The following is a 24,768-nucleotide window of genomic DNA, read 5'->3' as shown; positions in this document are numbered from 1 at the left end:
CAGTGGCGAAGGCGAAGTTCGAGAGGGACAAGCCGCACGTCAACATCGGGACCATCGGTCACGTTGACCACGGCAAGACCACGCTCACCGCAGCCATCACCAAGGTTCTGCACGACAAGTACCCGGAGCTGAACCCCTTCACGCCGTTCGACGAGATCGACAAGGCGCCGGAGGAAAAAGAGCGCGGCATCACGATTCAGATCGCGCACGTGGAGTACCAGACGGAGAAGCGTCACTACGCTCACGTCGACGCTCCGGGTCACGCTGACTACGTGAAGAACATGATCACCGGTGCCGCCCAGATGGACGGCGCGATCCTGGTGGTCGCCGCGACCGACGGCCCGATGCCGCAGACCCGCGAGCACGTGCTGCTGGCTCGCCAGGTCGGCGTGCCCTACATCCTGGTCGCGCTGAACAAGTCCGACATGGTCGACGACGAGGAGATCCTCGAGCTCGTCGAGATGGAGGTCCGCGAGCTGCTGTCGTCCCAGGAGTTCCCGGGCGACGACGTGCCGGTGGTCCGCGTTTCCGCGCTGAAGGCGCTGGAGGGCGACGCCGAGTGGGCCGACAAGATCGTCGAGCTGATGACCGCCGTCGACGAGAACGTTCCGGACCCGGTGCGTGACACCGACAAGGCGTTCCTGATGCCGGTCGAGGACGTCTTCTCGATCACCGGCCGCGGCACCGTCATCACCGGCCGCATCGAGCGCGGCATCATCAAGGTGAACGAGGAGGTGGAACTGGTCGGCATCAAGGAGAAGCCGCTCAAGACCACCGTCACCGGTGTCGAGATGTTCCGCAAGCTCCTCGACGAGGGCCAGGCGGGCGACAACGTCGGTCTGCTGATTCGCGGTATCAAGCGCGAAGAGGTCGAGCGCGGCATGGTCGTCGTGAAGCCGGGCACCACCACCCCGCACACCGAGTTCGAGGCGCAGGTCTACATCCTGTCCAAGGACGAGGGTGGCCGTCACACGCCGTTCTTCAACAACTACCGTCCGCAGTTCTACTTCCGGACTACGGACGTCACCGGCGTTGTGACCCTGCCCGAGGGCACCGAGATGGTCATGCCGGGCGACAACACCGAGATGTCGGTCCAGCTGATCCAGCCCATCGCGATGGACGAGGGTCTGCGCTTCGCGATCCGCGAGGGTGGCCGCACCGTCGGCGCCGGTCGCGTCACCAAGATCACCAAGTGACGTGACGAGGGCCCGCTTTCCTCACGGGGAGCGGGTCCTCTCTTGTTTTGCGGTGACTTCGGTCCCGTAAAACGACCCCCGATTTTGGGTGGTGCAGGCGATGTGCCATCCTGTATGGGTTGCTCGTTCAGGGCGGCCGGAATTTCAGACTCGCGGATCGACGTGATCGGTCCTGGCAGTCGCGATGAAGCTCCGGCCGCCTTGGTGCGAGGGCCTCGCGCCCTTGTTCGGTGTTCGGCTCCGTTCTCTTTCGGAATCCGATCCCCCGGCCGCTTTTGGTCGGCCGAGCAGGGCACAAGAAGGTGTACGGGCTTTCGGGCCCACCCCATCGGCGACGTTCGTGGGGACCGGTATGCGACAGCTGGGCGACACGCCCGACCGCGTGTACCGGGCACCTACACACTTGAACAGGGGCGGACTGAGAGCTGTGACGGCTCCCGGTATCGGGGACGACACCACGCTGAGGGCCGTGAGGGGCACCGATGGGTGCGCCCTGCACCCATGTACCTGACCGCGGCACGAGACTAGAGGAACGGCAAGCCACCATGGCGGGACAGAAGATCCGCATCCGGCTCAAGGCCTACGACCACGAGGCGATCGACGCGTCCGCACGCAAGATCGTCGAGACCGTGACGCGCACCGGCGCTCGGGTCGTGGGGCCAGTGCCGCTGCCCACTGAGAAGAACGTCTACTGCGTCATCCGCTCCCCGCACAAGTACAAGGACTCGCGGGAGCACTTCGAGATGCGTACGCACAAGCGGCTCATCGACATCCTCGAACCGACGCCGAAGACGGTCGACGCGTTGATGCGCATCGACCTGCCGGCCAGCGTCGACGTGAACATCCAGTAAGGCACGGCGACGAGGTAGCGGAGAGAACGAGACCAATGTCTGACAGGCAGATCAAGGGGATTCTGGGCACGAAGCTCGGCATGACCCAGGTCTTCGACGACCAGAACCGGGTCATCCCGGTGACCGTCGTGCAGGCCGGGCCGAACGTGATCACCCAGATCCGGACCCCCGAGAAGGACGGCTACTCGGCCGTGCAGCTGGCGTTCGGCGCCATCGACCCCCGCCGGGTGAACAAGCCGCGTGGCGGCCACTTCACCAAGGCCGGTGTCACCCCGCGCCGCCACGTCGTGGAGCTGCGCACCGCGGATGCCGGCGAGTACGAGCTCGGCCAGGAGATCAGCGCGGACCTCTTCGAGGCAGGCGCGGTGGTCGACGTGGTCGGCACCAGCAAGGGCAAGGGCTTCGCGGGCACCATCAAGCGGCACGGTTTCCACCGTCAGCCGATGAGCCACGGTGCTCAGGCGGTGCACCGCAAGCCGGGTTCCATCGGCGGCTGCGCGACCCCCGGTCGCGTCTTCAAGGGCATGCGCATGGCGGGGCGGATGGGTACCAACCGCGTCACCACGCAGAACCTGAAGGTGCACAAGGTCGAGGGCGACAACGGCCTGCTGCTGATCAAGGGCGCCGTGCCCGGCCCCAAGGGCGGCCTGGTGCTGGTTAAGAGCCCCGCGAAGGGTGGTGCGTGATGAGCTTGACGCTCGACGTCCGTACCCCGGACGGCAAGACCGACGGCACCGTCGAGCTGCCGGCCGAGATTTTCGACGCGCAGGCCAACGTGGCGCTGATGCACCAGGTCGTCGTGGCCCAGCTGGCCGCGGCTCGCCAGGGCACGCACGCCACGAAGACCCGCGGTCAGGTCTCCGGCGGCGGCAAGAAGCCGTACCGGCAGAAGGGCACCGGTAACGCCCGTCAGGGCTCCATCCGCGCCCCTCAGTTCGCCGGCGGTGGCACCGTCCACGGCCCGCAGCCGCGGGACTACACCCAGCGGACCCCGAAGAAGATGGTGAAGGCCGCCCTGCGCGGTGCCCTCTCCGACCGGGTTCGCGCCGGCCAGCTGCACGTGGTCACCGGCGTTGTCGGCGGCGAGCAGCCGTCCACCAAGTCGGCCAAGACCGCGCTGCGGAACTGGACCGAAGCCAAGAAGGTTCTGGTCGTGCTCGACCGCCACGAAGAGCAGAACTCGTGGCTGAGCCTGCGGAACCTGCAGAACGTGCACCTGATCGACCCGGGTCAGCTGAACACCTACGACGTGCTCAACAGCGACGACGTTGTGTTCACCAAGGCCGCCTACGACCGTTTCGTCGCAGGTCCGGCCAAGGGCCGGTCGGTCAAGGCCGCCGCTTCTTCCGCTGAGGAGGCAGAGCAGTGAGCGCCGACCCCCGGGACATCATCCTCAAGCCGGTGATCTCCGAGAAGAGCTACGGACTGCTGGAGCAGTCGCAGTACACCTTCTTGGTGGACCCGCGCTCGAACAAGACCGAAATCAAGATCGCCATTGAGCAGATCTTCGACGTCAAGGTCGCCAGCGTCAACACGATCAACCGCAACGGCAAGCGCAAGCGCACCCGCACCGGGTTCGGCAAGCGCAAGGACACCAAGCGGGCCATCGTGACCCTGACGCCGGAGAGTAAGGCGATCGAGATCTTCGGCGGTCCGGCCGCCTGACGGTGCTGATTAGGACGAGGTTGCTTTAGAAATGGGCATTCGCAAGTACAAGCCGACGACGCCTGGCCGTCGTGGCTCGAGCGTGTCCGACTTCGCCGAGATCACCCGGACGGAGCCGGAGAAGTCGTTGATCGTCCCGCTGAATCGCAAGGCGGGTCGCAACGCTCAGGGCAAGATCACCACGCGGCACAAGGGTGGCGGTCACAAGCGGGCCTACCGCCTGATCGACTTCCGCCGCAACGACAAGGACGGTGTGCCGGCCAAGGTCGCGCACATCGAGTACGACCCGAACCGCAGCGCTCGGATCGCGCTCCTGCACTACGCCGACGGCGAGAAGCGGTACATCATCGCGCCGAACGGTGTGAAGCAGGGCGACCCGATCGAGAGCGGTGCTCGGGCCGACATCAAGCCGGGTAACAACCTGCCGCTGCGCAACATCCCCACCGGTACCGTGATCCACGCGATCGAGCTCCGCCCCGGTCAGGGCGCGAAGATCGCTCGCTCGGCCGGTGCCCGGGTGCAGCTGGTGGCCAAGGACGGCCCGTACGCCCAGCTGCGGATGCCTTCGGGCGAGATCCGCAACGTGGACGCGCGCTGCCGTGCCACCGTCGGCGAGGTCGGCAACTCGGAGCACGCCAACATCAACTGGGGCAAGGCCGGCCGCATGCGGTGGAAGGGCAAGCGCCCGACCGTCCGCGGTGTCGTCATGAACCCGGTGGACCACCCGCACGGTGGTGGTGAGGGCAAGACCTCCGGTGGTCGCCACCCGGTCAACCCGAACGGTAAGCCGGAGGGACGTACCCGTCTCCGCAAGCCGAGTGACAAGCTCATCGTCCGCCGCCGGCGTACCGGCAAGAAGCGCTGAGCAGGGAGGTAAGCAAACATGCCACGCAGCCTGAAGAAGGGCCCGTTCGTGGACGACCACCTGCTCAAGAAGGTGGACGCGCTTAACGAGTCGGGCAAGAAGACCGTGATCAAGACCTGGTCCCGTCGGTCGACGATCATCCCGGACATGCTGGGCCACACCTTCGCGGTGCACGACGGTCGCAAGCACGTCCCGGTGTTCGTCACCGAGGCGATGGTGGGGCACAAGCTGGGCGAATTCGCCCCGACCCGCACCTTCAAGGGCCACGTCAAGGACGACCGGAAGTCGCGCCGCCGCTGAGCGGGTCTGTGACACGAACGAGTAAGAGCAAGGGGTAGCAGGATGACAGCCCGTTCCGACTCCACTGCCGCGGAAGCCCCGCGGGCAGTGGCGCGGGCCCGGTTCGTCCGCGTGTCGCCGATGAAGGCGCGGCGCGTGGTCGAGCTCATCAAGGGCCGGAGCGCCAGCGATGCCCTGGCTGTGCTTCAGTTCGCGCCGCAGACCGCCAGCGGTCCGGTGTCGAAGGTGCTCGCCAGTGCGATCGCCAACGCGGAGAACAACCTTTCCCTCGATCCCGAGACGCTGGTCGTGAACCACGCGTACGTGGATGAGGGTCCGACGTTGAAGCGGTTCCGGCCGCGCGCGCAGGGTCGTGCGTACCGGATCCGGAAGCGGACCAGCCACATCACGGTCGAGGTCGAATCTCGGCCCGCGGTGACCAAGTCCCGAAAGAGCCAGAAGGGGAGTGCCCGGTAGTGGGTCAGAAGATCAACCCGCACGGCTTCCGACTCGGCATCACCACGGACTGGAAGTCTCGCTGGTACGCCGACAAGCAGTACTCGGAGTACGTCGCGGAAGACGTCAAGATCCGCCGGCAGCTGTCTCGCGGGATGGAGCGCGCTGGGATCTCGAAGGTGGAGATCGAGCGCACCCGTGAGCGCGTCCGCGTGGACATTCACACCGCCCGGCCGGGCATCGTCATCGGCCGCCGCGGTGCCGAGGCGGACCGCATCCGCGGTGCGCTGGAGAAGCTGACCGGCAAGCAGGTTCAGCTCAACATCCTCGAGGTCAAGAACCCCGAGGCGGACGCCCAGCTGGTCGCACAGGGTGTGGCCGAGCAGCTGTCCAACCGCGTGTCCTTCCGGCGCGCGATGCGCAAGGCCATTCAGTCGGCCATGCGCTCGTCGCAGGTCAAGGGCATCCGGGTGCAGTGCGGCGGACGTCTGGGTGGCGCGGAGATGTCGCGCTCGGAGTTCTACCGCGAGGGTCGCGTCCCGCTGCACACGCTGCGCGCGGACATCGACTACGGCTTCTTCGAGGCCCGCACCACCTTCGGGCGCATCGGCGTCAAGGTGTGGATCTACAAGGGCGAGCTGGTCGGTGGCCTGAAGCAGAAGCAGCAGGAGTCCGAGGTCCGTCCGCCGCGCGGCGGCGGCAACGACCGCAACGAGCGTGGTGGCCGCGGTGACCGCGGTGGCCGTCGTCGTGGCGGTGCGGACCGCGGTGAGCGCGGTGCAGCTGACAAGTCCGCCAAGGCCGAGACCAAGGCCGCGGAGGGCGAGCAGCCGCAGGCTGCGCCGGCTGAAGAGAAGACGGAGGGCTGAGACGTGCTCGTCCCACGCAGGGTGAAGTGGCGCAAGAGCCACGCGCCGAAGCGTAAGGGCTTCGCCAAGGGTGGCACCCGGATCAGTTTCGGCGAGTACGGCATTCAGGCGATCGAGCACGGCTACGTGACCAACCGGCAGATCGAGTCGGCGCGTATCGCGATCACCCGGCACGTCAAGCGTGGCGGCAAGGTGTGGATCAACATCTTCCCGGACCGCCCGCTGACCAAGAAGCCGGCCGAAACCCGTCAGGGTTCCGGTAAGGGTTCGCCGGAGTCCTGGGTCGCCAACGTCAAGCCCGGACGCATCATGTTCGAGCTGACCTTCCCGAACGAGAAGACGGCGGTCGAGGCGTTGACTCGTGCGGCGCACAAGCTCCCGATGAAGTGCAAGATCGTGTCCCGCGAGGGTGGTGACTTCTGATGGCAGCGGGTGTCACCGCATCCGAGCTCCGCGAGCTGGACAACGAGGAGCTCGTGCAGCGGCTGAAGGAATCGAAGGAAGAGCTGTTCAACCTCCGGTTCCAGATGGCCACTGGTCAGCTGCAGAACAACCGGCGGCTGCGCGTCGTCCGACAGGACATCGCCCGGATCTACACCATCATGCGCGAGCGCGAACTGGGCCTGACGGTTAACACCGAAGGCGCTGAGGAGGGCGCGGCATGAGTGAGAAAGGACAGGGCGTGGAGCGCAACAGCCGCAAGGTGCGCGAGGGCTACGTCGTCTCGGACAAGATGGACAAGACGATCGTGGTCTCCCTGGAAGACCGCAAGAAGCACGCCCTCTACGGCAAGGTCATGCGGCAGACCACCAAGGTCAAGGCGCACGACGAGGCCAACTCGGCCGGCGTCGGTGACCGGGTGCTGCTGATGGAGACCCGGCCGCTGTCGGCCAGCAAGCGCTGGCGACTGGTCGAGGTCGTCGAGAAGGCCAAGTAATCAACACAGTTCTGGGTCGTCCTGCGTCCCGCGCAGGTGGTCTCTCAGAACGACACGGCGAACCGGCCGGTCGCCGGCAAGATCAGCGGCCGGCCGTTTCGCTTGTGGTAGTTGACCGCGCGTGTCAGGTCGGCAATTTGGCACGCCAGAGTGTGTCCGGGCACAAGGTTCGGGCACTTAGGGTCAGGAGTCATACGTGATCCAGCAGGAGTCGCGACTTCGCGTCGCCGACAACACCGGGGCCAAGGAGATCCTTACGATCCGTGTCCTCGGTGGGTCGGGCCGGCGCTACGCGGGCCTCGGGGACATCATCGTGGCGACCGTCAAGGAAGCCATCCCCGGTGCCGGAGTCAAGAAGGGCGATGTGGTCAAGGCCGTCATCGTCCGCCAGAAGAAGGAAAAGCGTCGCGCGGATGGTTCCTACATCCGGTTCGACGAGAACGCCGCCGTCCTGGTGAAGCCGGGTGGCGAGCCGCGAGGCACCCGCATCTTCGGGCCGGTGGCCCGAGAACTGCGCGACAAGAAGTTCATGAAGATCATCTCGCTCGCGCCGGAGGTGTTGTGATCATGAAGATCAAGAAGGGCGACACGGTCGTCGTCATCTCCGGTAAGGACAAGGGCGCCAAGGGCAAGGTCATCCAGGCCATGCCGGCGGAGCAGCGGGTCCTGGTCGAGGGTGTCAACCGGATCAAGAAGCACACCAAGGTCTCCCGGACCGAGCGTGGCGCGCAGTCCGGCGGCATCGTCACCCAGGAAGCCCCGATCCACGTGAGCAACGTGATGGTCGTGGACTCGGACGGCAAGCCGACCCGCGTCGGTCACCGCATCGACGAGGACGGCAAGAAGGTTCGCGTCTCGCGCCGCAACGGTAAGGACATCTGATCATGACTACTGCTGAGAAGATCGTCCCCCGGCTCAAGACCCGGTACCGCGAGGAGATCCGCCAGGCCCTGAACGAGGAGTTCAACTACTCCAACGTGATGCAGGTGCCGGGCGCGGTCAAGGTCGTGGTCAACATGGGTGTTGGCGACGCCGCGCGGGACAGCAAGCTGATCGAGGGCGCGGTTCGCGACCTCACCTCCATCACCGGCCAGAAGCCCGAGATCCGTCGGGCCCGCAAGTCCATCGCGCAGTTCAAGCTGCGCGAGGGCCAGCCGATCGGCGCGCGGGTGACCCTGCGCGGCGACCGCATGTGGGAGTTCCTGGACCGCCTGGTCACCATCGCGCTGCCGCGAATCCGTGACTTCCGCGGTCTCTCGCCGAAGCAGTTCGACGGCAGGGGCAACTACACGTTCGGCCTCAACGAGCAGTCGATGTTCCACGAGATCAACCCGGACAACATCGACCGCCCGCGGGGTATGGACATCACCGTCGTTACCACTGCCACCAACGATGACGAGGGCCGGGCGCTGCTGAAGCACCTGGGCTTCCCGTTCAAGGAGAACTGAGCGATGGCGAAGAAGGCGCTGGTTATCAAGGCGGCCCAGAAGCCGAAGTTCAAGGTTCGCGGCTACACCCGCTGCCAGAAGTGCGGGCGTCCGCGCTCGGTGTTCCGCAAGTTCGGCCTCTGCCGCGTTTGCTTCCGCGAGATGGCGCACGCGGGCGAGCTGCCCGGCGTGAGCAAGTCTTCCTGGTGAGCACTCGCCTGCTTCGGGGTCCCGGTTGCCCGGTCTGATCCGGCGACCCTTACCCTGAAGCAGGCGCTACCAGGGCTGATGCCCACGCTCCGCACGCGAGCCGTGCTTGCGCACGACTGAACAGGGCCCCGTCACCGTGGCGGGAGACCCCGAACTTCGTCCAGGCCAGAGTCCAGACGCCCACCCTCTCCGGGTGGGTCGTGGTCCGGGCTCATCGGAACCAGACGAGAAAGGTTGAGCAGGTCATGACGATGACCGATCCGATCGCAGACATGCTGACGCGTCTGCGCAACGGAAACTCGGCATACCACGACGAGGTCGTGATGCCGCACTCCAAGCTGAAGGCGAACATCGCCGAGATCCTCAAGCGGGAGGGCTACGTCGCCGGCTCCCGCGTCGAGGACGGGGAGACTCACCAGAACCTCGTCGTCGAGCTGAAGTACGGCCCGAACCGCGAGCGGAGCATCGCGGGCCTGCGCCGGGTCTCCAAGCCCGGTCTGCGGGTCTACGCCAAGTCCACGAACCTGCCCAAGGTTCTCGGTGGTCTGGGCGTCGCCATCATCTCGACCTCCGGCGGTCTCGTGACCGACCGGCAGGCCATGAAGAAGGGCGTGGGCGGGGAAGTCCTCGCCTACGTCTGGTAAGGGAGGAGGAGCGGCTATGTCGCGCATCGGAAAGCTGCCGATCACCGTCCCCTCCGGCGTCGAGGTGAACATCGACGGCCAGGCGGTGACCGTGAAGGGCCCCAAGGGCGAGCTTGCTCACCAGGTCCGCGAGCCGATCGTCGTCGAGAAGGACGAGGACGGCGCGGTGCTGGTCAAGCGCCCCGACGACGAGCGGGAGAGCCGGTCGCTGCACGGGCTGACCCGGACTCTCGTCAACAACATGGTGATCGGCGTCAGCCAGGGATACCAGAAGGATCTGGAGATCCAGGGCGTCGGTTACCGAGTGCTGCAGAAGGGATCGAACCTCGAGTTCTCCCTCGGCTACAGCCACCCCATCGTGATCGAGCCGCCGGACGGCATTCAGTTCGCGGTCGACGGCCCGACCAAGCTTTCGGTCAAGGGCATCGACAAGCAGCTGGTCGGCGAGATCGCGGCTCGTATCCGCAAGCTGCGCAAGCCCGACCCGTACAAGGGCAAGGGTGTCCGGTACGCGGGTGAGACCATCCGCCGCAAGGTCGGAAAGACGGGTAAGTGACCATGAGCGAGACAGCTACCAAGCGCAAGCCGGTTGGCAAGGACATCTCGACCAAGCGTCGGCTCGCCCGCGCCAAGCGTCACACGCGCCTCCGGAAGAAGATCCTGGGCACCGCCGAGCGCCCGCGTCTGGTCGTCACTCGGTCGCTGCGCAACATCACCGCGCAGGTCATCGACGACACCAAGGGCCACACCGTTGCGTCGGCCACGAGCCTGGAGTCCGAGCTCCGCGGCTTCGAGGGTGACAAGAAGGCCGTGGCCACCAAGGTCGGCGAGCTCGTCGCCGCCCGTGCCAAGGACGCCGGTGTCGAGAAGGTCGTGTTCGACCGCGGCGGCAACGCCTACCACGGTCGCGTGGCCGCTCTGGCCGACGCCGCCCGTGACGGCGGACTGGAGTTCTGACAAGTGCGTAAGAACGAGACTGGAAGGGACGCCTGATGCCTGGACGCACTCGGCGTGAAGGCGGCGGGGAGTCCGGCGGCAAGGACCGCCGGGACCGCCGCGACGGCGGCCGTGGCGGGGCGGCCCAAGAGAAGACCCCGCAGTTCGAACGTGTCGTGACCATCAACCGCGTCGCGAAGGTCGTCAAGGGTGGTCGGCGCTTCAGCTTCACCGCGCTGGTCGTCGTCGGCGACGGCGACGGCATGGTCGGTGTCGGCTACGGCAAGGCCAAGGAAGTTCCCGCGGCCATCGCCAAGGGCGTCGAGGAGGCGAAGAAGAACTTCTTCCGCGTCCCGCGCCTGGGCGGCACCATCACGCACCCGGTGCAGGGCGAGGACGCCGCCGGCGTCGTGCTGCTGCGTCCGGCCAGCGCCGGTACCGGTGTCATCGCCGGTGGTCCGGTGCGCGCGGTGCTGGAGTGCGCCGGTGTCCACGACGTGCTGAGCAAGTCGCTGGGCTCGGACAACCCGATCAACATCGTGCACGCCACGGTGGACGCCCTCAAGCAGCTGCAGCGTCCGGAGGAGGTCGCGGCTCGCCGTGGCCTGCCGCTGGAAGATGTCGCTCCGGCGTTCATCATGCGTGCGCGTGCCGCCGGGACGGGGGTCTGATCGTCATGGCACAGCTCAAGATCACTCAGGTGCGCGGGCTGGTCGGCTCGAAGCAGAACCAGCGCGACACCATGCGCAGCCTCGGCTTGCGCAAGATCCGTCAGTCCGTGGTTCGCCCGGACGACTCGAACGTGCGCGGCATGGTCAACGCCGTCCGTCACCTGGTGACGGTCGAGGAGGTCGACTGACATGGTCATCAAACTGCACGACCTGCGTCCGGCCCCTGGCGCCAAGCGCGACAAGATCCGCGTCGGCCGCGGTGAGGGCTCCAAGGGCAAGACCGCCGGCCGCGGTACCAAGGGCACCAAGGCCCGCAAGACCGTCTCCCCTCGTTTCGAGGGTGGGCAGATGCCGATCCACATGCGGCTCCCGAAGCTCAAGGGCTTCAAGAACCGCTTCCGCACCGAGTACCAGGGTGTGAACCTCGGCAAGCTGGCCCAGGCGTTCCCCGAGGGTGGCACCGTCGGTTTCGACGAGCTCGTCGCCAAGGGCCTGGTCAAGAAGAACGAGCTGGTGAAGATCCTCGGCGACGGGGACCTGGAGGGCGTCAAGCTGGACGTCACCGCTCACGCCTTCACCGGCAGCGCTCAGGAGAAGATCACCGCCGCCGGCGGTTCGGTCACCAAGCTCGAGCGCTGATCGAGTTCAGCAGAAGACCCGCCATCCAACCGGGATGGCGGGTCTTCTGTTTTTCCCATTCGGGACCCATCTTTTTCCTGGTTCCCACAACTTCCCAGTCGCGATACGGTGCGCACTCGGGAAATCACCCTTGGCAGTTCACTTAGCCGGTTCGCGAGTTCTCCGGCCGCGATATGCGCGAACGCCAGGACCCCTCTTCAGTCCAAGGCGATCCACCGAAGAGTTTCAAGCGAAGGTGGGCCCGTCCGGCTACTTTTCGTCGGTGTTGGCCCCGTCACACGACTCCTTAGCTTTGTCGACGCCGTTTCACCCGGACGGCGCTGGTAAATCGAGGGAGGAGCGACGGCATATGCGACCACGACAGGTGGGACGGCGTGCCGTCCTGGTGATCGTCGCGGTGTTGGCCGCGGTTGTCCCGGGAGCAGCGGTGGCCCAACCCGGCGGGCAGGTGGCCCCGAAACCGGATTCGCACTGCAGCTATCACTTCAGCACCGGGGAGACCCTGTGCTTCAACACGCTGGCCGAGGCCACCGCGCAGTCGAGGGACGCGCGTGGCGACGTCATCCAGGCGACGTTGTTCGCCGACCCCAACTACGGCGGGGCCAGCTTCACCGTCTACGGCTCCGAGATGTGCGAGAAGGACGGTGTCGTCAACTTCCAGATCAACCTGCCCGATGACTGGAAGAACATCGTCTCCTCGGTTCAGCCGTGGGGCGGCTGCTGGATCTGGCTGTACCCGGAGCCCGACCTGGGCGGCGAGCGCGACGGGCCGTTCAAGGAGAACACGCCCGACGTCGGTTCGATGCTGAACGACCGCACCCAGTCCGTCGGTCTGAGCTGAGGGGAATTCGCCATGCGAGCAGGAACGATTCGCACCCTGGTGGCGTCGGCGAGCGCGTTCGGCGCGCTGGTCGTGCCCGTCACCGCCAACGCGACCGCTGAGAGCGCCGGTGTCATCAACGCCCGGGGCGTCAACGCCGCCGAGGACCCGACGGTCCGCGAGCTGCTGGAGAAGTGCGACAACGGCACCGACAGCTGCGTGTTCCACCCGGCCGGCGAGCCGGAGTACTTCACCGCGGACACCAAGCAGGTCGGCGACCCGGTCTACAACTGCACCCCGGACGACCAGCGCCACAGCGTCGCCTGGTCGGACACCACGTCGCAGAGCAACAGCGTCGGCTTGTCGATGACCACCGAGGCGGGCTTCGGCAAGGTCTTCGCCGTCACCTACGAGCAGACCTTCCAGCACACCTGGGAGGAGTCGCACACCGAGTCGCAGACGACGTTCGTCGACACCGGCTCGCACCAGGTGGGCTGGGTCGAGCGGGCCGCCCAGATGCAGAAGGTGCGCGGCACGTACGAGCTGCACTTCGAGGACAAGTTCCACGACCACTACATCTGGTACGTCAACGACTTCGAGGCGACCGGCCCCGCCCAGGACTCATCGACCGCGGTCAGCCAGCACTCCCGCGACATGACCCAGGAAGAAGTCGACGCCTGCCCGTAATCACCCACAGCCCTTGACCCCGATTACCCCGGTAATCAGGACCCCGATTACCGCCGTATTCCGGGACCCGATTACGGCGGTAATCCGGGTCCGGAGAGCGGCGGTGGTCCGGTGGCCGAAAGCGTGGTGGTCCGGTTCTCGGATGCGGGTGTTGTCCGGTTGGTCTTCAAGTTGATCGAGAGGAACTCGATGATGAAGCGCATCGCGGTGAGCTGCGTGTCGGCGATCGGGGCGGCTCTGCTGCTGGCCCCGCCTGCCACCGCGGCCGAAGAGCCCACGGTTCGCGAGCTGCTGGAGAAGTGCGACAACGGCACCGACAGCTGCGTGTTTCACCCCGAGGGCGAGGTGGAGTACTACCAGAACAGTTCAGAGGCGGTCGGCTCTCCGGTGTTCAACTGCACCGACAAGGAGCAGATGATGAACGTCGCCTGGTCCGACAGCACCGCGGAGAGCAACAGCGTGGGTCTGTCGATGAGCACCAGCTTCGGCGAGGTGTTCAAGGTGACCTTCAAGGCGACCTACGGTCACGAGTGGCGGTCCGAGCACACCGAGTCGCAGACCACCTTCATCACCGTGCGTCCCGGTGAGGTCGGGCAGGTGTACCACGGACCGAAGATGCAGAAGGCCAAGGGAACCTACGAGCTGCACTTCGAGGACAAGTTCTACGATCACTACATCTGGTACGTCAACGACTTCGAGGCCAGCGGCCCGGCCGACGACCAGGGCGGGACGGTCACCCAGTCCACCCGCGCGATGACCGAGGAAGAAAAGCAGGCCAACTGCGGTTGATCCCGATGTGATCGTCGATCTTCGACAACACCGCAGGTCAAGCTGGGAATAACGGCAACCGCGCCTGGGAGGGCGCGGTTGCCGCTGCTTGGTGGCGATGTTGCGAAACGTTGATCGTCGTGAGGGTTCGGTCGCTGTCCGTATCCACCTCGCGGCCTGCTAAAGTCGCGCGGTAGTGCCGTGGGTGACCACGGCCTTGTCCATGGAGTTTCCCGCCGTGCCGGCTGGCGAAGCCGGCCGCTTGTTTTCCGGCCGGTTCCGACCGGTTCGCGTACAGGAGGTTCGCGTGCTCGGCGCCTTCCGCTCGGCTCTGGCAACGCCGGACCTGCGCCGCAAGATCCTGTTCACGCTGGGAATGGTGGTGCTGTACCGCCTCGGTGCGACGATTCCGTCGCCCGGTGTGTCGTACCCCAACATCCAGCAGTGCATCGAGCAGATTCAGGGCAGCGGCGCTCAGAGTGTCTACTCTCTTCTCACCCTCTTCAGCGGCGGTGCGCTGCTGCAGCTGTCGGTGCTGTCGCTGGGCATCATGCCCTACATCACGGCGAGCATCATCATCCAGCTGCTGCAGGTGGTCATCCCTCGCTTCGAGCAGCTGAAGAAGGAAGGCCAGTCCGGCCAGGCCAAGCTCACCCAGTACACCCGGTACCTCACGATCGCCCTGGCGGTCCTGCAGGGCACCGGCATCGTCGCGCTCGCGGTGCGCGGGCAGCTGTTCCAGGGCTGCTCGGTCTCGCCGATCCCGGACGACTCGGTCCTGAACCTGATCACCATCGTGGTCGTCATGACCGCCGGTGCGGCCGTCCTGATGTGGATGGGCGAGCTGATCACCGAGCGCGGCATCGGCAACGGCATGTCGCTGCTGATCTTCGTCTCGATCGCCTCGCGGATCCCCGCCGAGGGCGGCAACATCCTGAACTCGCACGGCGGCCTGGTCTTCGCCATGGTCTGCCTGTTCGCGGTCGCGATCATCGCTACCGTGGTGTTCATCGAGCAGGCGCAGCGCCGGATCCCGGTGCAGTACGCCAAGCGCATGATCGGCCGCAGGATGTACGGCGGCACGTCCACGTACCTGCCGCTGAAGGTGAACCAGGCGGGTGTCATCCCGGTCATCTTCGGTTCGTCGCTGCTGTACCTGCCGCAGCTGATCGGTCAGCTGGCGGGCAACCAGGACAGCTGGTGGGCGCGCTTCCTGCAGACCTACATCGTCGATCCGGCCAGCTGGGTGCACATCCTGCTGTACATGCTGCTGATCATCTTCTTCGCCTACTTCTACGTGTCGATCACGTTCAACCCGGAAGAGCGGGCGGACGACATGAAGAAGTTCGGCGGGTTCATCCCCGGTATCCGCCCCGGTCGCCCGACCGCGGAGTACCTGAGCTTCGTGCTCTCCCGCATCACCCTGCCCGGCTCGCTGTACCTGGGCATCGTGGCCATCCTGCCGATGTTCTTCCTGGGCTTGACCGGTGGTCAGGGCCAGAACCAGAACTTCCCGTTCGGCGGCACAGCGGTGCTGATCATGGTGAACGTGGGTCTGGACACCGTGAAGCAGATCGAGAGCCAGCTCACGCAGCGGAAGTACGAGGGTTTCCTCAGGTAAGGTGGAGCGCCCGGGCGTGTGCTGCACACGCCCGGACCAGCGTGCTTGCCCATGCGCGGACTTTCGCATGGGCATGTTCGCTCGCCCCTCGTCCATGCGTAGGGTGGTTGGGATCGCAGCGCCGTCGGTACGGGGCGGTGCCGCGCAGCTCGTCAGCAGTTGGCGCGCGACGGTGAGGATTCGGAGGCAGACCCTTGGTGCGATTGGTTCTCGTCGGCCCGCCTGGTGCCGGTAAGGGTACCCAGGCGGCTGTGCTCAGCGAGAAGCTCGGTGTGCCGCACATCTCCACCGGAGATCTGTTCCGCGCGAACATCGGCAACTCCACGCCGCTCGGCCAGAAGGCCAAGAGCTACATGGACGCCGGTGAACTGGTGCCGGACGAGGTCACCAACGAGATGGTGCGCGACCGCCTCGGTGACGAGGACGCAGCCCAGGGCTTCCTGCTCGACGGCTACCCGCGCAACACCGCTCAGGCCGAGGTGCTCGGTGGCATCCTCGGCGAGAAGGGCCTCGCCCTGACCGCGGTCGTGCAGTTCGACGTCCCGGAGGAGGAGCTGGTCAAGCGCATGCTGGCGCGCGGCCGCTCGGACGACACCGAGGACGTCATCCGCCGCCGTCTCGCGGTGTACCACGAGGAGACCGAACCGATCCTGGGCTACTACCAGGACAAGGTCATCAAGATCGACGCCATGGGCTCGATCGAGGAGATCACCGGCCGCGCGCTGGAAGCGCTGCGCAGCCACCAGTGAACGTTCGCGCGGCCGGTCACCGATGGTGGCCGGCCGTCGCATTTCCCTCGCCGGGCGCGAACCGGCGTCGTCCAGCAATACTTCGAAGGTGAGTGCCTTGTTGCGTCGGGGTAAGGGCATCGAGCTCAAGTCGCGCGGTGAGATCGAGGCGATGCGAGCCGCCGGACTGGTCGTCGCGCGTGCGCTGGCGGCCGTCCGGGAGAAGGCCGTGCCGGGTGCGAGCACGGGTGAGCTGGACGCCATCGCCGAGCAGGTCATCCGCGACGCCGGTGCGGTGCCCTCGTTCAAGGGCTACCACGGCTTCCCCGGTTCGATCTGCGCTTCGCTGAACGAGAAGGTCGTGCACGGCATCCCGTCGGTGCGCGAGGTCGTCTCCGAGGGAGATCTGCTGTCGGTCGACTGCGGCGCGATCCTCGACGGCTGGCACGGTGATTCCGCCGTCACGCTGGCCATCGGCGAGATCAGCGACGCCGACCGCGCGCTGTCGGCCGCGACCGAGGCGTCCATGTGGGCGGGCATCGAGAAGGTGCGCGCAGGCAACCGCCTCACCGACATCTCGCACGCCGTGGAGACCGCCGCTCTGTCGGCGGCTGCGACCGACGGCCGCGACTACGGCATCATCGCCGAGTACGGCGGCCACGGCATCGGCACCCAGATGCACATGGAGCCGTTCCTGCCGAACCTCGGCAAGCCGGGCCGCGGCCCGAAGCTGCGGGTGGGCATGGCGCTGGCGGTCGAGCCGATGCTGACCGGCGGCACCGCCGAGACCGAGGAGCTCGACGACGCCTGGACCGTCGTCACCGCCGACGGCTCCCGTGCCGCCCACTGGGAGCACACGGTCGCCATCACCGAAGACGGTCCCTGGGTCCTCACGGCCCCGGAAGAGGCCTGAGTCCTCAGCCCTTGGGTCGGCGGCAGGCGTAGACGCGCGCCGGCGGCACGTTGCGCCAGACGGCGCTGCGGGGGAACACCTCGTCGAAGGTCTCGTCGAGCGCTCCGATGAACTCCTTGGTCTGCGCGCGCCACAGCGTCGTCAGGTAGGTGACGGTGGTGAACACCCCGCCCGGGGTCATCACCGCGGCGGCCTCGTGCAGCAGCTCGCGCTGCTTGTCGCCGGGCAGCAGCGTCCACGGGATCGAGCTGATCACCGCATCGACCCTGTCCACGCCCGCGTCGGCGAGGAGTTTGCGCAGGTCGGAAGCATCCCCGTGGATCACCTCCAACCACGGCTTGGTGCGGTTGAGGTAGCGGACCAGCTCCGGATCGATCTCCACCGCCAGATGTCGCGACCCGGGTGCGACGCGCTCCCGGATGGGATCGCTGAGCGCACCGGTGCCGGGGCCGAGCTCCAGCACCGTGCTGGGGCCGTGGCTGGGCACGACGTCGGCGACCGCGCGGGCCACGTGCTCCGAGGTCGGCAGCACCGCGCCGACCTTCGACGGGTTCTGGACGGCGCGGCCCACGAACATCAGGTACTCGCGTGACTTGCTCACGGCTCTCCTGCCCTCCCCGGGTTTGATGCCGCCCGACCGTAACCGGTCCGCAATCAGACATCCACGTCGACCGAAACTCGGCCTTTTGCCTGGAAGTACCCGGTTGTCGGAATGCTCAGACCAGGGGACGGCGACAGATGTAGTGCAGGATGGGTGGGAAGTTGCGCCACGTGGTGTGGGTGAGGACCTCGTCGAAGGTCTCGTGCAGCCGCTCGCGGAACCGGCGCGCGTTGCGGGTGCGCTCGGCGGGGAGGTAGGTCAGGGCCGTGAACGCGCCGTTGGGCGTGAGTGCCTTGGCCGCCTGGCCGAGGATGTGGCCCTGGGCGCCGTCGTCCAGCAGCGACCACGGGATGCTGCTGACGACCGCGTCGACCCTGTCGATCCGGTGTTCGGCCAGCACCGACACCAGGTCGCCGGCGTCGCCGTGCACGACCTCCAGCCACGGCTTGTGCTCGCGCAGGTGCGCGACCATGTCGGCGCCGAGCTCGATGCCCAGGTGGCGGGCACCCTCGGGCAGGCGGGCGTGGATGCCGTCGGACAGCGATCCGGTCCCGGGGCCCAGCTCGACCACGACCGGGCTGCCGGTGCTGGGCACGACCTGCGCGACGGTGGCCGCCACGGCGGCCGAGGTGGGTGTGGCGGCGCCCACCATGTGCGGGTTCCGGACCGCGGTGCTGAGGAAGGTCCGGTATTCGGCGAGCTTGCCGGTCAACGCCTGCACCGGACTGCCGGTGGGCTGCTGCTGCGCTGTCACGCTGCTCCTCGGGTGTTTCCGGGGTGGGCGCGCCTCGACACCGGTGTCGAGGTTTCGAGTGTGTGGTCGAAAGTAGTGAGGGCCCGAAGATCGGCGCAAGTCGCCGGTGGCGGCGGATGCGGTGTGAGCAGCCCCGATGTGTGGTGCTCATCGGGCTGCGCGTACGATGGACTATCGGCGCACGAGTGGCGCCGGTTCGTTGTGCCCGGAGTGTCCGTCCGCGCGACTCTGCTCAAGAGTATCCGGATCGGGTGGTCATCGGTATTTCGAATCGGATCCCGCGTGTGTCGGTCATGCGTGCCGGGGCCTCCGGTTCGTGTGGCAGGGGCTTTCGCCCCGCAAACCGTCACCGTCACGAAACGCGGAGGACATGGGCAAGAAGGACGGGGCCATTGAGGTCGAGGGTCGGGTGATCGAGCCGCTTCCCAACGCGATGTTCCGTGTCGAGTTGGAAAACGGCCACAAGGTCCTCGCACACATCAGTGGCAAGATGCGCCAGCACTACATTCGAATCCTCCCCGAGGACCGGGTTGTGGTGGAGCTCTCGCCGTACGACCTCTCCCGTGGGCGCATCGTCTACCGCTACAAGTGACCTCCACGGTGTCCGGGGAGACCTGGACACGCGTCCAACAGGAGAGCACGACCGTGAAGGTCCAGCCGAGTGTGAAGCGCATCTGCGACAAGTGCCAGGTCATCCGTCGTCACGGACGAGTCCTGGTGATCTGCGACAACGCCCGACACAAGCAGCGTCAGGGCTGACCGCAGACCGCTGAGGTCGCAGCAAGCGGAAACAGAGAAGAACTCCCACGACCTGTCGGCTCGCGAGTTGAGCCGACTGACCTCCGGACCAGGCCGGGGCTCCGCACATCCGTGCGGGGGCGGCGTGGGAGCAGACCTGGACCGATCTAAGGAGAAGGAGCCGACATGGCACGGCTCGTTGGCGTCGACCTCCCGCGCGAAAAGCGCATGGAGATCGCGCTTACCTACATCTTCGGGATCGGCAAGACCCGGGCCAAGGAGATTCTCTCCGGCACCGGTGTCTCCGCCGACGCGAAGCCGCGTGACCTCGACGACGAGCAGCTGACCAAGCTGCGCGACTTCATCGAGGAGAACTACCGGGTCGAGGGTGACCTCCGCCGCGAGGTCCAGGCCGACATCCGCCGGAAGATCGAGATCGGCTGCTACGAGGGTGTGCGCCACCGTCGTCACCTGCCCCTCAACGGGCAGCGGACGAAGACCAACGCGCGTACCCGCAAGGGGCCGAAGAAGACGGTCGCCGGCAAGAAGAAGGCCGGGAAGAAGTAAGCCTCGCTAGGAGAAAGCTAAAGCTATGCCACCCAAGGCTCGCGCTGGCGCCGTCAAGAAGGTGCGGCGCAAGGAAAAGAAGAACGTTGCCCACGGGCAGGCTCACATCAAGAGCACGTTCAACAACACGATCGTTTCGATCACCGACCCCACCGGTGCGGTGATCAGCTGGGCATCGGCCGGCCACGTCGGGTTCAAGGGCTCTCGCAAGTCCACCCCGTTCGCCGCGCAGATGGCCGCCGAGAACGCGGCCCGCAAGGCCGCCGAGCACGGCATGAAGAAGGTCGACGTCTTCGTCAAGGGTCCGGGTTCGGGCCGGGAGACGGCGATCCGCTCGCTGCAGGCCGCAGGCCTCGAGGTGGGCACCATCCAGGACGTGACCCCGCAGCCGCACAACGGCTGCCGCCCGCCGAAGCGTCGTCGGGTCTGAGCCGCGGGAAAGGAGTAAGGATCACCAATGGCTCGTTACACCGGTCCCGCGACCCGCAAGTCCCGTCGTCTCAAGGTTGACCTTGTCGGCGGAGACCAGGCATTCGAGCGTCGCCCGTACCCGCCGGGGCAGCACGGTCGCGCGCGCATCAAGGAAACCGAGTACCTGCTGCAGCTCCAGGAGAAGCAGAAGGCCCGGTTCACCTACGGCGTGCTCGAGCGTCAGTTCCGCGCGTACTACGAGGAAGCCAACCGCCGCCCGGGCAAGACGGGTGAGAACCTCCTGCAGCTGCTGGAGAGCCGGCTGGACAACGTCGTGTACCGCGCTGGTCTGGCTCGCACCCGCCGCATGGCGCGTCAGCTCGTCAGCCACGGTCACTTCCTGGTCAACGGCAAGAAGGTGAACGTCCCCAGCTTCCAGGTCTCGAAGTGGGACATCATCGACGTCAAGCCGAAGGCCCTGGGCACCACGCCGTTCCTGATCGCCAAGGAAACCCTCGGCGAGCGCCCGGTTCCGGCCTGGCTCCAGGTCGTGCCCTCGAACCTGCGCATCCTGGTGCACCAGCGCCCGGAGCGCGCGCAGATCGACACCCCGGTCACCGAGCAGCTCATCGTCGAGCTCTACTCGAAGTGACGCGTCCCGCCGGCGGCCTTCCACGAGGCGGCCGCCGGCGGTCCGCAACCAGCGGTGGCGGTGCAGGAATCCGTCGCCGGCCCGCGATCCGTCGCGGGCATGCCGTTCCATCGGCGTCAAATAGCGGGCGCCGTGAGGAAAGGAATACGAAGTGCTCATCTCCCAGCGACCCACACTGTCCGAAGAGGCCGTGTCGGAGACCCGTTCCCGGTTCGTCATCGAGCCGCTGGAGCCGGGCTTCGGTTACACCCTGGGCAACTCGCTGCGTCGTACGCTGCTCTCCTCCATCCCGGGGGCGGCGGTCACCAGCCTGCGCATCGACGGTGTGCTGCACGAGTTCACCACGATTCCGGGTGTGAAGGAGGACGTCACCGACGTCATCCTGAACATCAAGGAGCTCGTCGTCTCCTCCGAGGAGGACGAGCCGGTCACCATGTACCTGCGCAAGCAGGGACCGGGTGAGGTCACCGCCGCGGACATCGTCCCGCCGGCCGGTGTCACCGTGCACAACCCCGAGCTGCACATCGCCACGCTGAACGCGAAGGGCAAGCTGGAGATCGAGCTCGTCGTCGAGCGCGGTCGTGGCTACGTCCCCGCGATGCAGAACAAGCAGACCGGTGCTGAGATCGGCCGGATCCCGGTCGACTCGATCTACTCGCCGGTTCTGAAGGTGACCTACAAGGTCGAGGCCACTCGTGTCGAGCAGCGCACCGACTTCGACAAGCTGATCCTCGACGTCGAGAGCAAGCCGTCCATCACGCCCCGCGATGCGGTGGCGTCGGCCGGACGCACTCTCGTCGAGCTGTTCGGGCTCGCCCGCGAGCTCAACGTCGATGCCGAGGGCATCGAGATCGGCCCGTCGCCGGCGGAGGCCGACACCATCGCGGCCTACGCGATGCCGATCGAGGACCTGGACCTGACGGTTCGCTCTTACAACTGCCTCAAGCGGGAGGGCATCCACACCGTCGGCGAGCTGGTTTCTCGCAGCGAGGCCGACCTGCTGGACATTCGCAACTTCGGTGCGAAGTCCATCGATGAGGTCAAGATGAAGCTGGCCGGTCTGGGCTTGGCCCTCAAGGACAGCCCGCCCGGGTTCGACCCGTCCGCCGCTGCGGCCGAGTACCCCGCGGAGAGCTGGACCGCCGAGGACGAGGTCATCGTCGGCTCGGCGGGTCCCGTCGAGGACAACGGCTACGACGACGGTCAGGACTACGCGGAGACAGAGCAGCTGTAGCTGTGTTGCGCGTCCGGGGTTCACCGGCGCGCCCTCGAGAGGAGCAACCGATGCCCACCCCGACCAAGGGTCCGCGTCTCGGCGGGTCCCCGTCGCACGAGCGGCTCATCCTGGCCAACCTGGCCACCTCGCTGTTCGAGCACGGTCGGATCACCACCACCGAGGCGAAGGCGAAGCGGCTGCGGCCGATCGCCGAGCGGCTCATCACCAAGGCCAAGAAGGGCGACCTGCACAACCGTCGCGAGGTCATGAAGACCATCCGCGACAAGGACGTCGTGCACAAGCTCTTCGCCGAGATCGGCCCGTTCTTCGCCGACCGCAACGGCGGTTACACCCGCATCATCAAGACGATGCCGCGCAAGGGTGACAACGCGAAGATGGCCGTGATCGCGCTGGTGGCGGAGAAGACCGCCACCGCCGAAGCCGAGGCCGCCCGCGGCACCAAGTTCGCCGCTGACGAGCCGAAGGCCGAGGAGCCGAAGGCCGAAGAGACCGTCGAGACCACCGAGTCCGCTGAGGCTCAGGTCGAGACCACTGAGGACACCGCCGCCGAGAAGAAGGACGAGTCCTGATTCTGGCCGGTGATGCTGTGAACGAGCCCGCTGTTCCCGCTGGGGATGGCGGGCTCGTTCGCGTGCGCCTCGACCTGTCCTACGACGGGACGGACTTCAAGGGCTGGGCCAAGCAGCCGGGCCTGCGCACCGTGCAGGGGCTGGTGGAGGACGCGCTCGCCAAGCAGCCCCCCGGCCGCGAGGTGCCCAAGTCCGTCGTGGTCGCCGGCCGCACGGACACCGGTGTGCACGCGACCGGTCAGGTGCTGCACTTCGACGTCGTCCCGCTGGATCCCGAGGCGCCCGGTCGCCTGGCGGTCGATTCGAGCGGGATCCCGGACCTGACGCGCATGGTCCACCGGTGGAACCGGATTCTGCCGCCGGACGTGCGGGTTCTCGGCGCCCAGGTGGTTCCTCCGGAGTTCGACGCCCGCTTCTCGGCGCTGCGCCGCCACTACCGCTACCAGGTCTCAGACGCCCCGTGGGGCGCCGATCCGCTGCGGCGCAAGGACACGCTGGCCTGGAACCGCCCGCTGGACGTGGACGCGCTGAACGAGGCGTCCCGGGAACTCCTGGGCCTCAACGATTTCGCGGCGTACTGCAAGCCCCGGGAAGGGGCGACGACGATCCGCGAGCTCCAGCGCTTCACCTGGAACCGCGTGGAGGACAACCTCATCGTCGCCGACGTCTCGGCCGACGCCTTCTGCCACTCCATGGTCCGCAGCCTCGTCGGCACCCTCCTGATGACCGGCGATGGCCGACGCGCGGAGTCCCACCCGGCGGACCTCCTGGCGGCGCAGACCCGCACCACGGCGGTGGCCCCGCCGCACGGCCTCACCCTCCGCGCGATCGACTACCCCCCGAACGAGGACCTGGCGGCCAGGAAGAACCAGACCCGGGCCACCCGCACCCTCTCCTGACGCGGCGACCCGTTCGAATTTCGCGCGAAGTTCGAGTGTCGCGCGTGGCGTTCGAATTTCGCGCGAAATTTGAATCGCCGCCTCACGGTCCCAGGCCGAGGGCGCTCTTGACCGCGGTGACCACCGCACGCGCGTCCCCGTAGAGGTCGTCTCGGGTGACGACGATGACGGTCCAGCCGCAGTCGCGGAGTCGTTGCCGCCGCGCTTCGTCCTTCGCCCGCTGCTCGGGCTTGGCGTGCCAGTTCCCGTCGTACTCGACAGCGACCTTCTCCTCCTCGAAGGCGAGGTCGAGGCGTGCGACGAAGCTGCCCAACAGGTCGAACACCTCCACCTGCGGCACTGGTCTCAGCCCTGCCTGGACCAGCTCAACCCGGAGCATTGATTCGGGGATCGACTCGGCGCGCGAGTCCACCAGCGCCAACGCGCGAAGGGCTTTGCGGTAGCCGTAGTAGTGCCGCTTGGCGAGGAAGTTGTGCAATGACGTCTCGTCGATGAGGCCGGCGCGCAGCATGGCGTCGCAGTTGGCGACGGCGAAGCGGACCGTGTTCCTGGCGAGCACGTCGAAGGCGGCCCGGGTCATCCGGGCGAGGTTGATGCCCTGCCAGGGAACGTATTCGTCCTCGTTGCTCTTGCGCGCCCACGCGCGGATCCCGAATCGGCGGTTCATGTACTTGTGGTCGCTGACCAGTACTTCGACGTCGTCCTTCGGACCTGCGAGGTCCGCGCCGAGCAGGGTTGCCGCGGACCGCCCGGTGATCACCGCGTCAGGCGGCAGCGTCATCGCTGCGGCGAGGCATCGGAGTGCGTGGGTGATGGGGGCGTCGCGGACGGTGTAGATCCCTTGCAGCACGCGGACGCAGTACGTGGCCAGCTTGTAGTCGGAAACTCCCTGTTCCTGCGCCTGGGCGCGAGTGAACAGCGGTGGGTAACGGCGGCGGTCGAAACCAGAAGCAGCGAGGTCCATGAAGCACAGAGTGACCACGAAACCCGGGCTCTAGCACTAAGAAGACCAACATCCGTGGACAGCATCGCGACCTGTGGATAACTCAAAGCAGCCGTCTGGGTGGCCGTTTCGAATTTCGCGCCGATGATCAGTTCGAGCTCGGCAGGAGACCGTCGTTCTCGCTGGTCGACGGCTCGCTCGTGCCCGGCTCCGGT

The 24,768-nt window shown here is 66.7% G+C and carries 39 protein-coding genes; 36 read left to right on the top strand and 3 right to left on the bottom strand.

Features of this window, described 5'->3' with window-relative positions; translation table 11 throughout:
* The first annotated feature begins 2 nt into the window (after nucleotides 1-2).
* The 28 genes from tuf (at nucleotide 3) to map (ending at nucleotide 17,182) form a co-directional block, all read left to right on the top strand.
* Nucleotides 3-1,196 carry an elongation factor Tu gene (tuf, locus tag AB0J91_RS27965; protein WP_210968391.1) on the top strand — a complete coding sequence of 398 codons (1,194 nt, stop codon included), beginning with the start codon at nucleotides 3-5 and terminating at the stop codon, nucleotides 1,194-1,196.
* Between the two features lie 545 nt (nucleotides 1,197-1,741).
* Nucleotides 1,742-2,047 carry a 30S ribosomal protein S10 gene (rpsJ, locus tag AB0J91_RS27960; protein ID WP_009948626.1) on the top strand — a complete coding sequence of 102 codons (306 nt, stop codon included), beginning with the start codon at nucleotides 1,742-1,744 and terminating at the stop codon, nucleotides 2,045-2,047.
* Nucleotides 2,048-2,082: 35 nt separating this feature from the next.
* A complete protein-coding gene (rplC, locus tag AB0J91_RS27955; protein ID WP_210968392.1) occupies nucleotides 2,083-2,733 on the top strand; it encodes a 50S ribosomal protein L3 in 651 nt (216 codons plus the stop codon).
* Nucleotides 2,733-3,416, top strand: coding sequence for a 50S ribosomal protein L4 (gene rplD, locus AB0J91_RS27950; protein ID WP_132624358.1), 684 nt, complete (start codon nucleotides 2,733-2,735; stop codon nucleotides 3,414-3,416). Before rplC ends, rplD begins: the two co-directional genes overlap by 1 nt.
* The gene (rplW, locus tag AB0J91_RS27945) at nucleotides 3,413-3,712 is read left to right on the top strand and encodes a 50S ribosomal protein L23 (protein ID WP_093414194.1); all 300 of its coding nucleotides are present in this window, start codon (nucleotides 3,413-3,415) and stop codon (nucleotides 3,710-3,712) included. Before rplD ends, rplW begins: the two co-directional genes overlap by 4 nt.
* Nucleotides 3,713-3,743: 31 nt before the next feature.
* Nucleotides 3,744-4,577, top strand: coding sequence for a 50S ribosomal protein L2 (gene rplB, locus AB0J91_RS27940; protein ID WP_132673939.1), 834 nt, complete (start codon nucleotides 3,744-3,746; stop codon nucleotides 4,575-4,577).
* Nucleotides 4,578-4,595: 18 nt separating this feature from the next.
* Nucleotides 4,596-4,877, top strand: coding sequence for a 30S ribosomal protein S19 (rpsS, locus tag AB0J91_RS27935; RefSeq protein ID WP_093414191.1), 282 nt, complete (start codon nucleotides 4,596-4,598; stop codon nucleotides 4,875-4,877).
* Nucleotides 4,878-4,919: 42 nt separating this feature from the next.
* Nucleotides 4,920-5,333, top strand: a complete 414-nt coding sequence (gene rplV, locus AB0J91_RS27930; protein ID WP_132624362.1) for a 50S ribosomal protein L22 — start codon at nucleotides 4,920-4,922, stop codon at nucleotides 5,331-5,333.
* Nucleotides 5,333-6,181, top strand: a complete 849-nt coding sequence (gene rpsC, locus AB0J91_RS27925; protein WP_132624364.1) for a 30S ribosomal protein S3 — start codon at nucleotides 5,333-5,335, stop codon at nucleotides 6,179-6,181. Before rplV ends, rpsC begins: the two co-directional genes overlap by 1 nt.
* A gap of 3 nt (nucleotides 6,182-6,184) precedes the next feature.
* Nucleotides 6,185-6,604 carry a 50S ribosomal protein L16 gene (rplP, locus tag AB0J91_RS27920; protein WP_132624366.1) on the top strand — a complete coding sequence of 140 codons (420 nt, stop codon included), beginning with the start codon at nucleotides 6,185-6,187 and terminating at the stop codon, nucleotides 6,602-6,604.
* Nucleotides 6,604-6,846 carry a 50S ribosomal protein L29 gene (rpmC, locus tag AB0J91_RS27915; protein WP_363786240.1) on the top strand — a complete coding sequence of 81 codons (243 nt, stop codon included), beginning with the start codon at nucleotides 6,604-6,606 and terminating at the stop codon, nucleotides 6,844-6,846. Before rplP ends, rpmC begins: the two co-directional genes overlap by 1 nt.
* The gene (rpsQ, locus tag AB0J91_RS27910) at nucleotides 6,843-7,118 is read left to right on the top strand and encodes a 30S ribosomal protein S17 (protein WP_132624370.1); all 276 of its coding nucleotides are present in this window, start codon (nucleotides 6,843-6,845) and stop codon (nucleotides 7,116-7,118) included. The genes rpmC and rpsQ overlap by 4 nt, the downstream gene beginning before the upstream one ends.
* Before the next feature lie 196 nt (nucleotides 7,119-7,314).
* Nucleotides 7,315-7,683 (top strand): 50S ribosomal protein L14, encoded by a 369-nt coding sequence (rplN, locus tag AB0J91_RS27905; protein ID WP_010315405.1) that lies wholly within the window; start codon nucleotides 7,315-7,317, stop codon nucleotides 7,681-7,683.
* Between the two features lie 2 nt (nucleotides 7,684-7,685).
* Entirely contained in the window at nucleotides 7,686-8,000 is a 315-nt protein-coding gene (gene rplX / locus AB0J91_RS27900) for a 50S ribosomal protein L24 (protein WP_132673941.1), read from the top strand.
* A gap of 2 nt (nucleotides 8,001-8,002) precedes the next feature.
* Nucleotides 8,003-8,566, top strand: coding sequence for a 50S ribosomal protein L5 (gene rplE / locus AB0J91_RS27895; protein ID WP_132673942.1), 564 nt, complete (start codon nucleotides 8,003-8,005; stop codon nucleotides 8,564-8,566).
* Between the two features lie 3 nt (nucleotides 8,567-8,569).
* Entirely contained in the window at nucleotides 8,570-8,755 is a 186-nt protein-coding gene (locus AB0J91_RS27890) for a type Z 30S ribosomal protein S14 (RefSeq protein WP_132624378.1), read from the top strand.
* 245 nt (nucleotides 8,756-9,000) lie between these two features.
* Nucleotides 9,001-9,399, top strand: coding sequence for a 30S ribosomal protein S8 (rpsH, locus tag AB0J91_RS27885; protein ID WP_132682570.1), 399 nt, complete (start codon nucleotides 9,001-9,003; stop codon nucleotides 9,397-9,399).
* 16 nt (nucleotides 9,400-9,415) lie between these two features.
* Nucleotides 9,416-9,955 carry a 50S ribosomal protein L6 gene (rplF, locus tag AB0J91_RS27880; RefSeq protein WP_363786246.1) on the top strand — a complete coding sequence of 180 codons (540 nt, stop codon included), beginning with the start codon at nucleotides 9,416-9,418 and terminating at the stop codon, nucleotides 9,953-9,955.
* A 2-nt stretch (nucleotides 9,956-9,957) separates the two neighbouring features.
* Complete coding sequence (gene rplR / locus AB0J91_RS27875; RefSeq protein ID WP_165943816.1) at nucleotides 9,958-10,356, top strand: 50S ribosomal protein L18; 399 nt, start codon at nucleotides 9,958-9,960, stop codon at nucleotides 10,354-10,356.
* Nucleotides 10,357-10,391: 35 nt separating this feature from the next.
* A complete protein-coding gene (rpsE, locus tag AB0J91_RS27870; protein WP_132673945.1) occupies nucleotides 10,392-11,006 on the top strand; it encodes a 30S ribosomal protein S5 in 615 nt (204 codons plus the stop codon).
* Nucleotides 11,007-11,011: 5 nt separating this feature from the next.
* Nucleotides 11,012-11,194 (top strand): 50S ribosomal protein L30, encoded by a 183-nt coding sequence (gene rpmD, locus AB0J91_RS27865; RefSeq protein ID WP_132624388.1) that lies wholly within the window; start codon nucleotides 11,012-11,014, stop codon nucleotides 11,192-11,194.
* 1 nt (nucleotide 11,195) lies between these two features.
* On the top strand, nucleotides 11,196-11,645 hold the full coding sequence (rplO, locus tag AB0J91_RS27860) for a 50S ribosomal protein L15 (RefSeq protein WP_132624390.1): 450 nt from the start codon (nucleotides 11,196-11,198) through the stop codon (nucleotides 11,643-11,645).
* A 349-nt stretch (nucleotides 11,646-11,994) separates the two neighbouring features.
* Complete coding sequence (locus AB0J91_RS27855; RefSeq protein WP_363786249.1) at nucleotides 11,995-12,486, top strand: hypothetical protein; 492 nt, start codon at nucleotides 11,995-11,997, stop codon at nucleotides 12,484-12,486.
* Nucleotides 12,487-12,498: 12 nt separating this feature from the next.
* Complete coding sequence (locus AB0J91_RS27850; RefSeq protein WP_363874627.1) at nucleotides 12,499-13,152, top strand: hypothetical protein; 654 nt, start codon at nucleotides 12,499-12,501, stop codon at nucleotides 13,150-13,152.
* 192 nt (nucleotides 13,153-13,344) lie between these two features.
* On the top strand, nucleotides 13,345-13,941 hold the full coding sequence (locus AB0J91_RS27845) for a hypothetical protein (protein WP_363786253.1): 597 nt from the start codon (nucleotides 13,345-13,347) through the stop codon (nucleotides 13,939-13,941).
* A 286-nt stretch (nucleotides 13,942-14,227) separates the two neighbouring features.
* Complete coding sequence (secY, locus tag AB0J91_RS27840; RefSeq protein ID WP_210968398.1) at nucleotides 14,228-15,541, top strand: preprotein translocase subunit SecY; 1,314 nt, start codon at nucleotides 14,228-14,230, stop codon at nucleotides 15,539-15,541.
* Nucleotides 15,542-15,735: 194 nt separating this feature from the next.
* Nucleotides 15,736-16,290, top strand: a complete 555-nt coding sequence (locus AB0J91_RS27835) for an adenylate kinase (protein ID WP_363786257.1) — start codon at nucleotides 15,736-15,738, stop codon at nucleotides 16,288-16,290.
* Nucleotides 16,291-16,387: 97 nt separating this feature from the next.
* A complete protein-coding gene (map, locus tag AB0J91_RS27830) occupies nucleotides 16,388-17,182 on the top strand; it encodes a type I methionyl aminopeptidase (RefSeq protein WP_363874625.1) in 795 nt (264 codons plus the stop codon).
* A 4-nt stretch (nucleotides 17,183-17,186) separates the two neighbouring features.
* Here the strand turns inward: map and AB0J91_RS27825 are convergent, their stop codons facing one another.
* Together AB0J91_RS27825 and AB0J91_RS27820 are read right to left on the bottom strand one after the other, a co-directional pair.
* Nucleotides 17,187-17,783: a methyltransferase domain-containing protein gene (locus AB0J91_RS27825; protein ID WP_363786261.1), complete on the bottom strand. Its 597-nt coding sequence runs from the start codon at nucleotides 17,781-17,783 to the stop codon at nucleotides 17,187-17,189.
* Between the two features lie 115 nt (nucleotides 17,784-17,898).
* On the bottom strand, nucleotides 17,899-18,537 hold the full coding sequence (locus tag AB0J91_RS27820) for a methyltransferase domain-containing protein (protein ID WP_363874623.1): 639 nt from the start codon (nucleotides 18,535-18,537) through the stop codon (nucleotides 17,899-17,901).
* A gap of 370 nt (nucleotides 18,538-18,907) precedes the next feature.
* Here AB0J91_RS27820 and infA point away from each other — a divergent pair, with 370 nt between their 5' ends.
* The 8 genes from infA (at nucleotide 18,908) to truA (ending at nucleotide 23,610) form a co-directional block, all read left to right on the top strand.
* Nucleotides 18,908-19,129, top strand: a complete 222-nt coding sequence (gene infA, locus AB0J91_RS27815) for a translation initiation factor IF-1 (RefSeq protein WP_009948665.1) — start codon at nucleotides 18,908-18,910, stop codon at nucleotides 19,127-19,129.
* A gap of 53 nt (nucleotides 19,130-19,182) precedes the next feature.
* Complete coding sequence (gene rpmJ / locus AB0J91_RS27810) at nucleotides 19,183-19,296, top strand: 50S ribosomal protein L36 (RefSeq protein ID WP_010315372.1); 114 nt, start codon at nucleotides 19,183-19,185, stop codon at nucleotides 19,294-19,296.
* Nucleotides 19,297-19,461: 165 nt separating this feature from the next.
* Nucleotides 19,462-19,842 (top strand): 30S ribosomal protein S13, encoded by a 381-nt coding sequence (rpsM, locus tag AB0J91_RS27805; RefSeq protein WP_093414155.1) that lies wholly within the window; start codon nucleotides 19,462-19,464, stop codon nucleotides 19,840-19,842.
* 25 nt (nucleotides 19,843-19,867) lie between these two features.
* Nucleotides 19,868-20,272: a 30S ribosomal protein S11 gene (gene rpsK, locus AB0J91_RS27800; RefSeq protein WP_093414154.1), complete on the top strand. Its 405-nt coding sequence runs from the start codon at nucleotides 19,868-19,870 to the stop codon at nucleotides 20,270-20,272.
* Between the two features lie 27 nt (nucleotides 20,273-20,299).
* The gene (gene rpsD / locus AB0J91_RS27795; protein ID WP_132624414.1) at nucleotides 20,300-20,905 is read left to right on the top strand and encodes a 30S ribosomal protein S4; all 606 of its coding nucleotides are present in this window, start codon (nucleotides 20,300-20,302) and stop codon (nucleotides 20,903-20,905) included.
* A 151-nt stretch (nucleotides 20,906-21,056) separates the two neighbouring features.
* Nucleotides 21,057-22,139: a DNA-directed RNA polymerase subunit alpha gene (locus AB0J91_RS27790; RefSeq protein WP_132624416.1), complete on the top strand. Its 1,083-nt coding sequence runs from the start codon at nucleotides 21,057-21,059 to the stop codon at nucleotides 22,137-22,139.
* A 50-nt stretch (nucleotides 22,140-22,189) separates the two neighbouring features.
* A complete protein-coding gene (gene rplQ, locus AB0J91_RS27785) occupies nucleotides 22,190-22,711 on the top strand; it encodes a 50S ribosomal protein L17 (RefSeq protein ID WP_210968401.1) in 522 nt (173 codons plus the stop codon).
* A 17-nt stretch (nucleotides 22,712-22,728) separates the two neighbouring features.
* Nucleotides 22,729-23,610 carry a tRNA pseudouridine(38-40) synthase TruA gene (gene truA / locus AB0J91_RS27780; protein ID WP_363874620.1) on the top strand — a complete coding sequence of 294 codons (882 nt, stop codon included), beginning with the start codon at nucleotides 22,729-22,731 and terminating at the stop codon, nucleotides 23,608-23,610.
* A gap of 82 nt (nucleotides 23,611-23,692) precedes the next feature.
* On the opposite strand, the gene AB0J91_RS27775 is transcribed toward truA, so the two are convergent.
* Entirely contained in the window at nucleotides 23,693-24,574 is an 882-nt protein-coding gene (locus AB0J91_RS27775; protein ID WP_363874617.1) for a DUF559 domain-containing protein, read from the bottom strand.
* Nucleotides 24,575-24,768 lie beyond the last annotated feature (194 nt).

Source organism: Saccharopolyspora sp. NPDC049357 (assembly GCF_040677225.1).
In the GTDB taxonomy this organism is placed as follows: Bacteria; Actinomycetota; Actinomycetes; order Mycobacteriales; family Pseudonocardiaceae; genus Saccharopolyspora.
This window is presented reverse-complemented; position numbering and strand designations above follow the sequence as displayed.

Excerpts from the sequence above, each read along its gene's own strand:
- rplV (WP_132624362.1), top strand. The coding sequence starts at position 4,920 with ATGACAGCCCGTTCCGACTCCACTGCCGCGGAAGCCCCGCGGGCAGTG.
- rpmD (WP_132624388.1), top strand. The coding sequence starts at position 11,012 with ATGGCACAGCTCAAGATCACTCAGGTGCGCGGGCTGGTCGGCTCGAAG.
- rpsK (WP_093414154.1), top strand. The coding sequence starts at position 19,868 with ATGCCACCCAAGGCTCGCGCTGGCGCCGTCAAGAAGGTGCGGCGCAAG.
- rplE (WP_132673942.1), top strand. The coding sequence starts at position 8,003 with ATGACTACTGCTGAGAAGATCGTCCCCCGGCTCAAGACCCGGTACCGC.
- AB0J91_RS27845 (WP_363786253.1), top strand. The coding sequence starts at position 13,345 with ATGAAGCGCATCGCGGTGAGCTGCGTGTCGGCGATCGGGGCGGCTCTG.
- rplD (WP_132624358.1), top strand. The coding sequence starts at position 2,733 with ATGAGCTTGACGCTCGACGTCCGTACCCCGGACGGCAAGACCGACGGC.
- AB0J91_RS27855 (WP_363786249.1), top strand. The coding sequence starts at position 11,995 with ATGCGACCACGACAGGTGGGACGGCGTGCCGTCCTGGTGATCGTCGCG.
- rplF (WP_363786246.1), top strand. The coding sequence starts at position 9,416 with ATGTCGCGCATCGGAAAGCTGCCGATCACCGTCCCCTCCGGCGTCGAG.
- rpsQ (WP_132624370.1), top strand. The coding sequence starts at position 6,843 with ATGAGTGAGAAAGGACAGGGCGTGGAGCGCAACAGCCGCAAGGTGCGC.
- rplR (WP_165943816.1), top strand. The coding sequence starts at position 9,958 with ATGAGCGAGACAGCTACCAAGCGCAAGCCGGTTGGCAAGGACATCTCG.
- rplQ (WP_210968401.1), top strand. The coding sequence starts at position 22,190 with ATGCCCACCCCGACCAAGGGTCCGCGTCTCGGCGGGTCCCCGTCGCAC.
- rpsH (WP_132682570.1), top strand. The coding sequence starts at position 9,001 with ATGACGATGACCGATCCGATCGCAGACATGCTGACGCGTCTGCGCAAC.
- rpsJ (WP_009948626.1), top strand. The coding sequence starts at position 1,742 with ATGGCGGGACAGAAGATCCGCATCCGGCTCAAGGCCTACGACCACGAG.
- rpsE (WP_132673945.1), top strand. The coding sequence starts at position 10,392 with ATGCCTGGACGCACTCGGCGTGAAGGCGGCGGGGAGTCCGGCGGCAAG.
- rplO (WP_132624390.1), top strand. The coding sequence starts at position 11,196 with ATGGTCATCAAACTGCACGACCTGCGTCCGGCCCCTGGCGCCAAGCGC.
- rplX (WP_132673941.1), top strand. The coding sequence starts at position 7,686 with ATGAAGATCAAGAAGGGCGACACGGTCGTCGTCATCTCCGGTAAGGAC.
- rplC (WP_210968392.1), top strand. The coding sequence starts at position 2,083 with ATGTCTGACAGGCAGATCAAGGGGATTCTGGGCACGAAGCTCGGCATG.
- rpmC (WP_363786240.1), top strand. The coding sequence starts at position 6,604 with ATGGCAGCGGGTGTCACCGCATCCGAGCTCCGCGAGCTGGACAACGAG.
- infA (WP_009948665.1), top strand. The coding sequence starts at position 18,908 with ATGGGCAAGAAGGACGGGGCCATTGAGGTCGAGGGTCGGGTGATCGAG.
- rpsS (WP_093414191.1), top strand. The coding sequence starts at position 4,596 with ATGCCACGCAGCCTGAAGAAGGGCCCGTTCGTGGACGACCACCTGCTC.
- AB0J91_RS27890 (WP_132624378.1), top strand. The coding sequence starts at position 8,570 with ATGGCGAAGAAGGCGCTGGTTATCAAGGCGGCCCAGAAGCCGAAGTTC.
- rpsD (WP_132624414.1), top strand. The coding sequence starts at position 20,300 with ATGGCTCGTTACACCGGTCCCGCGACCCGCAAGTCCCGTCGTCTCAAG.
- AB0J91_RS27775 (WP_363874617.1), bottom strand. The coding sequence starts at position 24,574 with ATGGACCTCGCTGCTTCTGGTTTCGACCGCCGCCGTTACCCACCGCTG.
- AB0J91_RS27850 (WP_363874627.1), top strand. The coding sequence starts at position 12,499 with ATGCGAGCAGGAACGATTCGCACCCTGGTGGCGTCGGCGAGCGCGTTC.
- rplB (WP_132673939.1), top strand. The coding sequence starts at position 3,744 with ATGGGCATTCGCAAGTACAAGCCGACGACGCCTGGCCGTCGTGGCTCG.
- rpsM (WP_093414155.1), top strand. The coding sequence starts at position 19,462 with ATGGCACGGCTCGTTGGCGTCGACCTCCCGCGCGAAAAGCGCATGGAG.